The organism is Aurantimonas sp., from assembly GCF_964217435.1.
GTDB classification, from domain to species: Bacteria; Pseudomonadota; Alphaproteobacteria; order Rhizobiales; family Rhizobiaceae; genus Aurantimonas; species Aurantimonas coralicida.
Genome location: NZ_CAXPJM010000018.1, coordinates 1 through 11,797 on the forward strand (window position 1 = coordinate 1; position 11,797 = coordinate 11,797).

At 68.9% G+C, this 11,797-nt stretch carries 13 protein-coding genes; all 13 read right to left on the reverse strand.

Going from position 1 to position 11,797, the window contains the following annotated elements; translation table 11 throughout:
• Positions 1-1,196, reverse strand: a 1,196-nt coding sequence (locus ACEQX1_RS08225; protein WP_370196712.1) for an acyl-CoA dehydrogenase, incomplete at its 3' end; no start/stop codon positions are given.
• A gap of 89 nt (positions 1,197-1,285) precedes the next feature.
• The gene (locus ACEQX1_RS08230) at positions 1,286-1,741 is read right to left on the reverse strand and encodes a RidA family protein (RefSeq protein ID WP_024352373.1); all 456 of its coding nucleotides are present in this window, start codon (positions 1,739-1,741) and stop codon (positions 1,286-1,288) included.
• The gene (locus ACEQX1_RS08235) at positions 1,738-3,387 is read right to left on the reverse strand and encodes an AMP-binding protein (protein ID WP_370195740.1); all 1,650 of its coding nucleotides are present in this window, start codon (positions 3,385-3,387) and stop codon (positions 1,738-1,740) included. Before ACEQX1_RS08235 ends, ACEQX1_RS08230 begins: the two co-directional genes overlap by 4 nt.
• An 11-nt stretch (positions 3,388-3,398) precedes the next feature.
• Complete coding sequence (locus ACEQX1_RS08240; protein WP_370195741.1) at positions 3,399-4,553, reverse strand: acyl-CoA dehydrogenase family protein; 1,155 nt, start codon at positions 4,551-4,553, stop codon at positions 3,399-3,401.
• Positions 4,554-4,555: 2 nt separating this feature from the next.
• Positions 4,556-5,392, reverse strand: coding sequence for an enoyl-CoA hydratase family protein (locus ACEQX1_RS08245; protein WP_370196713.1), 837 nt, complete (start codon positions 5,390-5,392; stop codon positions 4,556-4,558).
• Positions 5,389-5,931, reverse strand: a complete 543-nt coding sequence (locus tag ACEQX1_RS08250) for a MarR family winged helix-turn-helix transcriptional regulator (RefSeq protein WP_370195742.1) — start codon at positions 5,929-5,931, stop codon at positions 5,389-5,391. The genes ACEQX1_RS08245 and ACEQX1_RS08250 overlap by 4 nt, the downstream gene beginning before the upstream one ends.
• A complete protein-coding gene (locus ACEQX1_RS08255) occupies positions 5,928-6,692 on the reverse strand; it encodes an SDR family NAD(P)-dependent oxidoreductase (RefSeq protein ID WP_370195743.1) in 765 nt (254 codons plus the stop codon). Before ACEQX1_RS08255 ends, ACEQX1_RS08250 begins: the two co-directional genes overlap by 4 nt.
• 107 nt (positions 6,693-6,799) lie before the next feature.
• Positions 6,800-8,065, reverse strand: coding sequence for a flavin-dependent oxidoreductase (locus ACEQX1_RS08260; RefSeq protein ID WP_370195744.1), 1,266 nt, complete (start codon positions 8,063-8,065; stop codon positions 6,800-6,802).
• 31 nt (positions 8,066-8,096) lie between these two features.
• On the reverse strand, positions 8,097-8,555 hold the full coding sequence (locus tag ACEQX1_RS08265) for a cupin domain-containing protein (RefSeq protein WP_009209331.1): 459 nt from the start codon (positions 8,553-8,555) through the stop codon (positions 8,097-8,099).
• Between the two features lie 66 nt (positions 8,556-8,621).
• Positions 8,622-9,320 (reverse strand): ABC transporter ATP-binding protein, encoded by a 699-nt coding sequence (locus ACEQX1_RS08270; RefSeq protein ID WP_370195745.1) that lies wholly within the window; start codon positions 9,318-9,320, stop codon positions 8,622-8,624.
• Positions 9,320-10,075 (reverse strand): ABC transporter ATP-binding protein, encoded by a 756-nt coding sequence (locus ACEQX1_RS08275; protein ID WP_188077501.1) that lies wholly within the window; start codon positions 10,073-10,075, stop codon positions 9,320-9,322. Before ACEQX1_RS08275 ends, ACEQX1_RS08270 begins: the two co-directional genes overlap by 1 nt.
• Positions 10,072-11,091 carry a branched-chain amino acid ABC transporter permease gene (locus ACEQX1_RS08280; protein WP_370196714.1) on the reverse strand — a complete coding sequence of 340 codons (1,020 nt, stop codon included), beginning with the start codon at positions 11,089-11,091 and terminating at the stop codon, positions 10,072-10,074. Before ACEQX1_RS08280 ends, ACEQX1_RS08275 begins: the two co-directional genes overlap by 4 nt.
• A partial coding sequence (locus ACEQX1_RS08285; RefSeq protein WP_370196715.1) for a branched-chain amino acid ABC transporter permease occupies positions 11,088-11,797 on the reverse strand: 710 nt, incomplete at its 5' end. The genes ACEQX1_RS08285 and ACEQX1_RS08280, both read right to left, overlap by 4 nt.

The window sequence follows — 11,797 nt, forward strand, 5'->3', positions numbered from 1 at the left end:
GCCTTGCCGAGGATCAGCGCATGGACGTCGTGCGTGCCCTCGTAGGTGTTGACGGTCTCCAGGTTCTGGGCGTGGCGCATGACGTGGTACTCGCCCATGATGCCGTTGCCGCCATGCATGTCGCGGGCGGTGCGGGCGATGTCCAGCGCCTTGCCGCAATTGTTGCGCTTGACCAGGCTGATCATCTCCGGCGCCATGGCCCCCTCGTCGAACAGGCGGCCGACCCGAAGCGAGGCCTGCAGCCCCAGCGCGATCTCGGTCTGCATGTCGGCGAGCTTCTTCTGGACGAGCTGGGTCTGGGCCAGCGGGCGGCCGAACTGGGTGCGCTCCATCGTGTAGTCGCGCGCCCGCTTCCAGCAATCCTCGGCGGCGCCCATGGCGCCCCAGGAGATGCCGTAGCGGGCCCGGTTGAGGCAGCCGAAGGGGCCGCCGAGCCCCGACACGTTCGGCAGCAGCGCGTCTTCGCTCACCTCGACGCCGTCCATGACGATCTCGCCGGTGATCGAGGCGCGCAAGGAGAGCTTGCCCTCGATCTTGGGCGCCGAGAGGCCCTTCATGCCCTTGTCGAGAATGAAGCCGCGGATCTTGTTGTCATGGGCGGCGGACTTTGCCCAGACGATGAAGACGTCGGCGATGGGCGAATTGGAGATCCACATCTTGGCGCCCGACAGGCGGTAGCCGCCGTCGATCTTCTCGGCCCGTGTGGTCATGCCGCCCGGATCGGAGCCGGCATCGGGCTCGGTCAGGCCGAAGCAGCCGACAAATTCGCCGGTGGCGAGCCTGGGGAGGTACTTGCGGCGCTGGGTCTCGTCGCCATAGGCGAAGATCGGATACATCACCAGCGAGGACTGGACGCTCATCATCGAGCGATAGCCCGAATCCACCGCCTCGACGGCCCGGGCGACGAGCCCGTAGGAGACATAGGACGCGCCGGCGCAGCCATAGTCCTCGGGCAGGGTCAGGCCGAGCAGGCCGAGTTCGCCCATCTCGTTGAAGATCGACCGGTCGGTGGTTTCGTTGCGATAGGCCTCGACAATGCGCGGCCGCAGCTTCTCCTCGGCATAGGACCGGGCGGTCTCGAAGATCAGCCGCTCGTCCTCGGACAGCTGGTCCTCGAGCCGGAACGGGTCGGCCCAGTCGAAACCGGCGGACGGGGACGCAGACGGCGAAGGCGCGGCGGCCGAAGCGTTGGACATGGCGGGGTTCCTGTCGTGGTGGCGCGGCACGGGGCCGGGATCTGTCTGAATGTCTGGGACGCAAGCGGTGCCGGTCGGGACAGCGCGGCCTAGTCGGGCACGATGGCGGTGGCCTCGATCTCGACCAGCGCCTCGGGTTCGACCAGGTCGGAGACCTCCACCAGGGCCATCGCCGGATAGTGCCGGCCAAGGACGCGGCGATAGGCAGCGCCCAGTTCGGCCGTCGAGGCGCGGTAGGTGGCGATGCTGCGCACATACCAGGTGAGGCGGGCGATATGCTCCGGCCCGCCGCCGGCTTCGGCGACCACGGCGAGGACATTGCGAAGCGTCTGTTCGACCTGCGGAATGAACCCGTCGGCGAAGGTCTCGGTCTCGTCCCAGCCGATCAGGCCGCCGGTGAGCACCAGCCGGCCGCGACCGGCCATGCCGTTGGCGTAGCCGCGGGGCTTCTTCCAGCCCGGCGGCTGCAGGGTATCGAGCGCGGCGTCGTCTCCGGCTTCGGACGAAGGGGTCGGACTGGCGCCGATCGGCTGGTTGATGTTCACGCGTTCACTCCCTGGGTCGCGTCCTCGGCTTCGGCCTCCGCCTGCTGGCGCAATGCAAAGCGCTGCAGTTTTCCCGAACCGGTCTTGGGCAAGGCGTCCACGAAGACGACCGAGCGTGGGTATTTGTAGGGCGCGAGCTCGCGCTTCACATGGTCCTGCAATTCCTTGGCGAGATCGGGCCCGGCCGCCGACGGGTCGGCCAGGACGATGAAGGCCTTGACGATACGGCCGCGCTCGGGGTCCGGGGCGCCGACGACGCCGACCTCCAGCACCAGCGGATGGGCCAGAAGTGCCGCCTCCACCTCGGGACCGGCGATGTTGTAGCCGGCCGACACGATCATGTCGTCATTGCGGGCCTGGAACCAGAAATAGCCGTCCTCGTCCTCGACATAGGTGTCGCCGGTGATGTTCCAGCCATTCTCGACATAGATGGCCTGGCGCCGGTCGGCGAGGTAGCGGCAGCCGATCGGGCCGCGCACCGCGAGGCGCCCTGCGGTGCCCCTGGGTTGCGGCTGACCGGAGGCATCGACGATGCGCGCCTCGTAGCCGGGCACTGGCTTGCCGGTGGCCCCCGGGCGGATCGCCTCCTGCGGCGCGGCGATGAAGATGTGCAGCATCTCGGTCGCGCCGATGCCGTCCATCAGCTTCAGGCCGGTGGCCTCGAGCCAGGCGTCGAAGGTCGGGCGCGGCAGGGTCTCGCCGGCGGAGACGCATTTCGTCAGCGACGAGAGGTCGTATTCGTCGATCTTCGCCAGCATGGCGCGATAGGCGGTGGGGGCGGTGAAGCAGACCGTCGCGCCGTATTCGCCGATGGCGGCGGCAAGGTCCGGCGGGCCGGCGCGTTCAAGCAGCACGGTCGAAGCGCCGATCCGGAACGGGAACAGGACGAGACCGCCGAGGCCGAAGGTGAAGGCGAGCGGCGGCGAGCCGATGAAGACGTCGTCGGCGCCCGCGCGCAGCACGTCGCGGGCATAGCAGTCGCAGATGACCAAGAGGTCGCGGTGATAGTGGATCGTCGCCTTGGGCAGGCCGGTCGTTCCCGAGGTGAAGCCGAGAAGGCAGGGATCGTCGGCCCGCGAGGCCACGGCCTCGAAGCGGTCGGGCGCACCTGCCGTCAGCGCGCCGAGGTCACCGCCGGCAAGCCCCTCCCAGGTGACGATCCGGACGGGCCGGGCGGCGGCATTCGCGGCCTTGTCCATCTCGTCGACCAAGGCCGCGTCGCACAAGGCTAGCCCGATCTCGGCCTTGTCGAGGATCTGCACGAGCTCGCGCGCGCGCAGCAGCGGCATGGTGGCGACGACGATGCCGCCGGCCTTGATGACCGCCATGTAGAGCGCGACCAGGGTCGGGTTGTTGGCCGAACGCAGGAGGACCCGGCCGCCGGGCACAAGTCCGAGTTCGCCGGTCAGGACATTGGCCATCCGGTCGATCGTTCGCGCGAGTTCGGCATAGGTCCAGCGCACGCCCGGCGCGCGGATGGCGAGCCGCTCGCCGCGGCCTTCGGCGACATGGCGGTCGACGAGTTCGGCGGCAGCGTTGAGCTGCTCGGGATAGCCGAGCCGGTCGAGATTGATGAAGTCCGGCTGCTCGGCTGCGGGCGGCAGGTTGTCGAGGACGAAGGTGTCGACATGGCAGGAGGCGGGCATGGGCGATCTCCTCAGGCGGCTTGCGACAGCAATTGGCGGGCGATGATGAGCTTCTGGACTTCGGTCGCGCCCTCGTAGATGCGCAGGGCGCGGATCTCGCGGTACAGCGTCTCGGGCACGGAGCCGGAGCGCACGCCTTCGCCGCCATGGAGCTGGACGGCGCGGTCGATGACCCCTTGGGCGTTCTCCGTGGCGACCATCTTGGCCATGGCCGCCTCGCGAGTGATGCGGGGCGCGCCGCTGTCGCGGGTCCAGGCCGCGCGGTAGACGAGCAGGGCGGCGCTGTCGATCGCCGTCGCCATTTCGGCGAGGGCCGTCTGGGTGAGCTGCATGTCGGCAAGCGGCGCGCCGAACAGCTTGCGCGAGCGGGCGCGGTCCAGCGTCACGTCGAGCGCCCGGCGCGCAAAGCCGAGGGCGGCAGCGCCCACCGTGGTGCGGAAGACGTCGAGCGTCGCCATGGCGATCCTGAAGCCCGCGCCGGGCTCTCCGATGCGGTTCGAGGCCGGCACCCGGCAATCCTCGAAGCGGAGGCGGGCGAGCGGATGCGGGGCGATGGTGTCGAGCCGCTCGGCGATGGTCAGGCCCGGCGTGTCGGCGGGCACGCAGAAGGCCGAAAGGCCCTTGGCGCCGGGCGCCTCGCCGGTGCGGGCGAAGACGACGTAATGGTCGGCGATGCCGCCATTGGAAATCCAGGTCTTCTCGCCGTCGAGGCGGACCATGTCGTTGCCCACCGGTGTGGCGGCGAGGGCGATCTCGGCGACGTCGGAGCCGGCTTCCGGCTCGGTCAGCGCGAAGGCGGCGATCGCCGTGCCGTCGCGCACGCCGGGCAGCACGGAGTTCTTCTGGGCGTCGCTGCCGTAAAGGGTTAGGGCGCCGGTGCCGAGCCCCTGCATGGCGAAGGCGAAGTCGGCGAGGCCGTCGAAACGGGCGAAGGTCTCGCGCAGGATGCACAGGCTGCGCACGTCGAAGCGGCCGTCCCTGGGCGCTGCATGCGCGAGGAAACCAGCCTTGCCCATCGCCGCGACGAGGCGCCGGCACGTCCCGTCGACATCGTGGTGATCGACGAGGCCAGCGACGTTGGCGGCAGCCCAGTCCTCGGCCTTGCGGGCGAGGTCGCGGTGGCTCTGGTCGAGGAACGGCCAGTCGAGGAAGCTGCGGTCGGGCATCGTCAGTTGCCCTCGAAGACCGGCTTGCGCTTGGCCGCGAAGGCCTCGAAGGCACGGCGGAAATCGCCGGTCTTCATGCACAGGGCCTGCGCGATCGCCTCGGCGTCGATGGCCTCGTCGACGCCCATCGCCCATTCCATCTGCAGCATGCGCTTGGTGACCGAATTGGCGTAGGTCGGGCCCGCGTTGAGCGCCGCCGCCATCTCCATCGCGGCGCCCAGGGCGCCGCCGGTCTCGGTCAGCCGGTTGAAGAAGCCCCAGCGCTCGCCTTCCTCGGCGCTCATGAAGCGGCCGGTATAGAGCAGTTCGGAGGCGCGGCCCTGACCGATGATGCGGGGCAGGATCGCGCAGGCGCCCATATCGCAGCCGGCAAGCCCGACGCGGTTGAACAGGAAGGCGACCTTGGCGCCGCTGGCCGCGATCCGCATGTCTGAGACCATCGCCATGATCGCGCCGGCCCCGGCGCAGATGCCCTCCACGGCGGAGATGACCGGCTGCGGACAGGCGCGCATCTCCTTGACGAGATCGCCGGTCATGGTGGTGAAGGCGTGCAGCTCGGCCGCTTCCATCCTGGTCAGCGGCTCGATGATCTCGAAGACGTCGCCGCCGCTGGAGAAATTGCCGCCCGAACCGGTGACGACGATGGCGGTGACGTCGTCGTCGAAGCGCATCGCCCGGAAGGTGTCGCGCAGCTCGGCATAGCTCTCGAAGGTCAGCGGGTTCTTGCGATCCGGCCGGTCGAGGGTGATCACCGCGATGCCGTTGTCGATCGCGAGGCGGAAATGCTCGGGGACGAAGTCCCGCAACGGTGCGGCGATCGCGTTCTGGCGCTTCATCATTCGTCCTCTGGCTTGGATGGTACGGGTCCGGCGCGGCTGGCGTCGTGGACCGAGTGCTTGAGGTCGCCGAGCCGCGACCAGAGTTCGGTCTGCTCCTCCGGCGAGATGCCGGCGAGGAGTTCGGCCAGCCAGTCGCTGTGGGCGCGGGCCATGCGGGCGAAGGTCGCGCGGCCCTGCTCGGTGAGGCGCACGCGCGCCGAGCGCCGGTCGTGTTCGGAGACCTGACGCTCGATCAGCCCCTCCTGGACGAGGCGGTCGACGAGGCCGGTGACATTACCGTTGGAGACCATCATCCGCCGCGACAGCTCGCCGAGCAGGATGCCGTCGGACGAGCGTTCGAGCTGGGCCATCAGGTCGAAGCGGGGCAGGGTGGTGCCGAACTGTTCGCGCAGGCGCTTGCGGATCTCGGCCTCGACGAGGTTGGCGCAGGTCAGGAGGCGCAGCCACAGGCGCAGCTCGGCGCGGTGATCCTGCGGGCTCTCGCCGACCTTGGACTCGGCGTCGATATGGTCGATCGGGGTCTGCCGGGTGACACTCACAATTCGCCTCCCGCGATCGCGATCGCCTGGCCGGTGATGCCGCTGGCGCCGGCTCCGGCCAGCCACAGCACGCTGTCGGCGACCTCCTCGGGCCGGATCAGCCGGCCGAGCGGATTGACCCGGGTGAAATCCTTCAGGATCGCGTCGCGGTCGCGGCCGGTCTTTTCCTCCAGCCGGTCGAGCGAGCCGGCGATCAGCGCCGTATCGGTGTAGCCGGGACAGACGGCATTGACGGTGATGCCGGCGGTGGCCAGCTCCAGCGCCAGCGAGCGGGTCAGGCCGATGACGGCGTGCTTCGCCGCCGTATAGGCGCCCACATAGGCATAGCCCTTGAGGCCGGCGGTCGAGGCGACGCTGACGATGCGGCCCGTGCCAGCCGCCTTCATCGCCGGAACGACGGCGCGGATCGCGGTGAGCACCGGCTCGACATTCAGCGCCATCATCCGCCGCATCTGGTCGACGTCGAGGCGCGACAGCGGTGCGGTCTCGGCGGCGCCGGCATTGTTGACCAGCACCTCGATCGGGCCGGCGCGCTCGGCGGCGCTCGCAAGGGCTGCCTCCAGCGCTGCGGCGTCGGTCACGTCGGCTGCGACGCCGGCATGGACGCCGAGTTCGGCGCGGGCCCGCTCGGCACTTTCGGCGCTGCGGCCATGCACCGTCACCCGATCGCCCGCGGCCACGAAGGCGGCGGCGATGGCGTGGCCAATCCCGCGGGTCGAGCCGGTGACGAAGACGTGGCGAGGGCTGGCAGATGGGGTCATGACGACCTCCGATGAATTTGTTTAAGCCTAAACTATCTGGTCGTGCTGCGGCAAGCGTGTCGGCTTCTGTTCGGGACCGCCGTTGTTCAGGACCGCGGTCGGGGCGATCAGGCGTTGGCGGCGCGGCGTTCGGCGACGAGGCGGTCCGGTTCGGCGGCAAAGCCCGCCTTGCCGGCATAGCCGCCGACGATCGCCTTCAGTTCGGCCCGGCTCATGACGTCCTCGACATTGGCGAAGCCGGCGGGCGCACGCTTCTCGACCTCGTCGATCACCCGCTCCGGACCGCCCTTGCGGTTGAGGCGGACGATCTCGGCGGTCTTGGGCAGGCGGTCCTTCTCGTATTCCCACAGCGCCTGGCGCGGATGTTCGGCGCGCTCCAGACAGTCGGCCAGCGAGCGAGCGTCGAGAATCGCCTGCGAGGCGCCGTTCGAGCCGACGGGATACATCGGGTGGGCGGCGTCGCCGAGCAGCGTCACCCGGCCGAAGGTCCAGCGGGGCAGGGGATCGCGGTCGCACATCGGATATTCGAAGGCCTGCGGCGTCGCCTCGACGAGGGCCGGGACGTTGTAGTCGGGAATGGCGAAGCGCTTGGCATAGGGCAGGACCAGCGAGCGCAGGGCCGGGCGCGACCAGCTTTCCTTCGGCGGCGGGGACTTGGCGCCGTCGGCCATCTTGATATTGACGACCCAGTTCATGAGCTGGGTGCCGTCGCCCTTCTCGGCGATCGGATAGAGCACGAACTTGGCGCCCATGCCGCCGCCGATCGCCATGGTGCGGCCGTCGCGCCAGCTCTTCCATTCGGTGGCGCCGCGCCACATCAGGACGCCGTTCCAGCAGGGCGCGCCCTCGTCCGGATAGAAGCGCTTGCGGGCGGTGGAATGGATGCCGTCGGCACAGACGAGAATGTCGCCGCGCACGGTGGTTCCGGCGTCGCCGCGGACGGAATCGGTGAAATGGGCGGTGACGCCGCCTTCGTTCTGGATGAAGCCCGACAGGCTGAGGCCGGTCTTCACCGCGTCCGGCCCCAGCCGTTCGATGACGGCATCGTAGATCAGCTTCTGCAGCCGGCCGCGATGGATGGAGAATTGCGGGACGGGGTGGCCGGCGTCGATGCCGCGCAGTTCGCTCCACACCTCCTGGCCCTGGCGGTTGTAGTAGACCAGCTCGCGGGTGCGCAGGCCGACCTTGTCGAGGGCCGGCAGGAGGCCGATCTCGGCCAGTTCGCGGATGGCGTGGGGCAGGGTGTTGATGCCCACCCCGACCTCGCGCACGGCCGGCGACTGTTCGTAGATCTCGGCCTTGATGCCGCGCTTGTGCAGCATGAGCGCGGCGGTCAGCCCGCCGATGCCTGCGCCTGCGATGATCACCTTCATGGCCTTGCCTCCTTGCGCCCCTTGTCCCCGCCTATTCCGCGTCTGGCGGCGGCAGGAAATCGACCTCGTGCTGGGCCGAGACGGCGACGACTTCGGCCGGGTCGGCCGTCGGTCCGAGATTGTGGAGCGCCCAGAACAGATCGTAGAGGCGCTGGGCCGGGGAGACCCAGAAATAGCACTTCACGTCGGAATCCGTCCGGTTGAACAGGCCGTGCGGAATGCCGCGCGGCAGGCGGACGAGATCGCCCGGCTCGGCATGGCTCTCCTGGCCGTCGAGGATCACGTCGAGACGGCCCTCCAGCATGTAGACGAATTCTTCCTGGGTCGGATGGATGTGCGGCGGCACGAAGGTGCCGACCGGGAAGGTCGCGTGCCAGGAGAACGAGCTCTCGGCATGCTGCTTGGGCACGTAGATCTGGCCGAGGATGTTCCAGCTTATGCCGTCCATCCCCTCGTTGGCCTTGGTGACGCCGGCGGTCATGATCGGCATGGGCGTGGCTCCTTGCTTGCGGAATGGAAAGGCGCGGCGCCAATGGCGCCGCGGTCGGTGTGAGGCCTACACATGGAGGAAGCGCTCCTTCACGGCAGGGGTCGCCCTGAGTTCGGCCGTCGTGCCGGTCCAGGCGACGCGGCCCTTCTCGATGACGACGTGGCGGTCGGCGAAGCGGGCCAGTGCGTCGACATTCTTGTCGATGACGAGGATCGCCTCGCCGGCGTCCTTGATGGCCGTCAGGCAGGTCCAGATCTCCTCGCGGATCAGCGGGGCGAGCCCTTCCGTCGCCTCGTCGAGAACCACCAGGCGGGGATTGGTCATCAGCGCGCGGCCAATGGCCAGCATCTGCTGTTCGCCGCCCGAGAGCTGGTTGCCCATGTTGCGGCGCCGCTCCTTCAACCGGGGAAACAGGCGATAGATTTCGGCCAGCGTCCATTTGGCGGCGCCGCGGCCGGCGCGATGGGTGGCAACGAGATTTTCCTCGACCGACAAGGTCGGGAAGATCTGCCGGCCTTCCGGTACGAGGCCGAGGCCGCGATTGGCGACGACATGGGGCTGGCGGCCGGTGACATCGATGCCATCGATGGTGACGCAGCCGCCGCGCGGCTTCACCAGGCCGAAGATGGAATTGATCGTCGTGGTCTTGCCCATGCCGTTGCGCCCGAGCAGCGTCACGACTTCGCCGGCGCCGACCTCGAGGTCGATGCCGAAGAGGATGCGGCTGTCGCCATAGGCGCTCTGGAGATTTTCGACCCGCAGCATCAGGCGGCCTCCTCCTCGCCGAGATAGGCGGTGCGCACTTCCGGATGGAGGCGAACCTCTTCGGCGGTGCCCGTGGCGATCAGCCGGCCATAGACGAGGACGCTGACCCGGTCGGCAAGGGCGAAGACGGCATCCATGTCGTGCTCGATCAGGACGATGGTGTGGGTGGTCTTCAGTTCGGCCATCAGCGCGACCAGAACCGCCGATTCCTCGTGGCCGGTGCCGGCGAGCGGCTCGTCGAGCAAGAGGAGCCGGGCGCCGGTCGCCAAGGCGATGGCGATCTCTAACTGGCGCTTTTCGCCATGGGACAGGCTGCCGGCGCGTCGTTGGGCCCGATCGTCGAGACCGACGCGGGCAAGCGCCGCCATGGCGGCGTCGTTGAGCGCGCTCTCGCGCGCCGCGGAGGCGAAGAAGCGGAAGCTCGATCCCGAGCGTGCCTGCACCGCCATGGCGGCGTTTTCCAGAACAGTGAAGCCGTCGAGGATCGAGGTGATCTGGAAGGAGCGGGCCAGTCCGCGGTGGACGCGGCCGGCCATGTCGACCCGGGTGATGTCCTCGCCGGCGAAATGCACCGAGCCGCCGTCGCTGGCGAGACTGCCGGAGAGCTGGTGGATCAGCGTCGTCTTGCCGGCGCCGTTCGGCCCGATGATGGCGTGGAGTTCGCCGGGCATGACCTGGAAGCTGACGTCGTCGGTGACATGCAGGGCGCCGAAGGCCTTGCGCAGATTGCGGATGTCGAGAAGCGGTCCGGTCATGACGTTCCCCGTCCGGCAATGCGGCTGACGAAGCCGGCGATGCCGCCGCGCGTGAACAGGACGAGCAACACCAGGAAGATGCCGAGGCCGAGCTTCCAGTGCTCGGAGATCTGGGCCAGCCAGTCCTCCAGCAGCAGGAAGGCGACGGCGCCGGCGATGGGGCCGACCAGCGTGCCCATGCCGCCGAGGACGACCATGACGATGAGCTCGCCCGAGCGCTGCCAGCTCATATAGGCAGGCGAGACGAACTCGGCCTGGTTGGCGAGGAAGACCCCGGCGAGACCGGCGATGGCGCCGGCGATGACATAGGCGGTGAGCTGGTAGCGGAAGGGCGAAAAGCCGATCGCCTGCATCCGCACGCGGTTGTCGCGGGTGCCGCGCAGGACGCGGCCGAAGCGCGAGCCGACGACGGCGCGCAAGGTCACGAAGGCGCCGGCGAGTGCGGCGAGGACGACATAGAAGAAGGTCAGATTGCCCTTCAGGACCGGCGCGCCGAACAGCGTCGAGCGCGCGGCCAGGGTGATGCCGTCGTCGCCGCCATAGGCCGACAGCGAGACCATGAAGAAATACGCCATCTGGCCGAAGGCGAGGGTGATCATGATGAAATAGACGCCCTTGGTCCGCAGCGAGATGGCACCGGTGACGAAGGCGAAGAGGCTGCAGACGAGGATCGCGACGGCGGACTGGACGAGGATGTCGTCGATGCCGTGGGCGGCGAGGATCGCCACCGAATAGGCCCCGAGGCCGATGAAGGCGGCATGGCCGAAGGAAACCAGCGCGCCATAGCCGAGGATCAGGTCGAGGGAGAGGGCGGCGAGGGCGAAGATCATGATCCGCGTCGCCGTGACCAGCAGGAACTGGTCGTCGATCGCGGTGGCCAGGAGCGGCAAGAGCGCCAGCGCTGCGAAGATCAGCCCGGCGGCGAGGGCCGTTCCGCGCCCGTCGAGGCGGCTTGGGCGACGCTGGGGCGCGACATCGGGTGTTTCGCCGCCAAGGGTCAGGTCGCTCGCGCTCATTGGGCCGCCCCCTTGGCCGGGAAGAGCCCGGCAGGCCTGAAGAACAGGACGGCGGCCATCAGGATGTAGATCAGCATGGGCGCGAGAGTGCGGCCGGTCTGGGACGCGGCGGACGGGTCCATGAGGCTGCGCAGGAGGATCGGACCGAAGGTGCGGCCGAGCGTGTCGACCAGCCCGACCAGCAGCGCCGCCACGAAGGCGCCGCGCACCGAGCCGACGCCGCCGATGACGATGACCACGAAGGTCAGGATCAGGATGGAATCGCCCATGCCCGGCTGGACCGACAGGATCGGCGCGACCATGGCGCCGGCAAAGCCCGCCAGCATGGCGCCGAGGGCGAAGACCAGCATGAAGAGGCGGCGGATGTCGACGCCGAGAGCCGAGATCATCGGTGCATTGGTGGCGCCGGCGCGCAGCCGCATGCCGATGCGGGTGTGGCTGACCAGGAGATAGAGCCCGAGGGCGGTTGCCAGACCGGCGGCGATGATCAGGACGCGGAACAGTGGGTAGCGCATGTTGCCGATCAGCGGGATCGAACCGGACAGGACGTCCGGGATCGGCACGCTCATGGGGGCTGCGCCCCACAGCATCTGGACGCCCTCGTTGAGGATCAGGATCAGGCCGAAGGTCGCCAGCACCTGGTCGAGATGGTCGCGGTCGTAGAGGCGGCGGAAGATCAGCACTTCGAGGATGATCCCGAAGAGCA

Coding starts and splice junctions, on each gene's coding strand:
- ACEQX1_RS08235 (WP_370195740.1), bottom strand. CDS start 3,387: ATGCCCGCCTCCTGCCATGTCGACACCTTCGTCCTCGACAACCTGCCG.
- ACEQX1_RS08240 (WP_370195741.1), bottom strand. CDS start 4,553: ATGCCCGACCGCAGCTTCCTCGACTGGCCGTTCCTCGACCAGAGCCAC.
- ACEQX1_RS08245 (WP_370196713.1), bottom strand. CDS start 5,392: ATGATGAAGCGCCAGAACGCGATCGCCGCACCGTTGCGGGACTTCGTC.
- ACEQX1_RS08255 (WP_370195743.1), bottom strand. CDS start 6,692: ATGACCCCATCTGCCAGCCCTCGCCACGTCTTCGTCACCGGCTCGACC.
- ACEQX1_RS08260 (WP_370195744.1), bottom strand. CDS start 8,065: ATGAAGGTGATCATCGCAGGCGCAGGCATCGGCGGGCTGACCGCCGCG.
- ACEQX1_RS08265 (WP_009209331.1), bottom strand. CDS start 8,555: ATGCCGATCATGACCGCCGGCGTCACCAAGGCCAACGAGGGGATGGAC.
- ACEQX1_RS08270 (WP_370195745.1), bottom strand. CDS start 9,320: ATGCTGCGGGTCGAAAATCTCCAGAGCGCCTATGGCGACAGCCGCATC.
- ACEQX1_RS08275 (WP_188077501.1), bottom strand. CDS start 10,075: ATGACCGGACCGCTTCTCGACATCCGCAATCTGCGCAAGGCCTTCGGC.
- ACEQX1_RS08280 (WP_370196714.1), bottom strand. CDS start 11,091: ATGAGCGCGAGCGACCTGACCCTTGGCGGCGAAACACCCGATGTCGCG.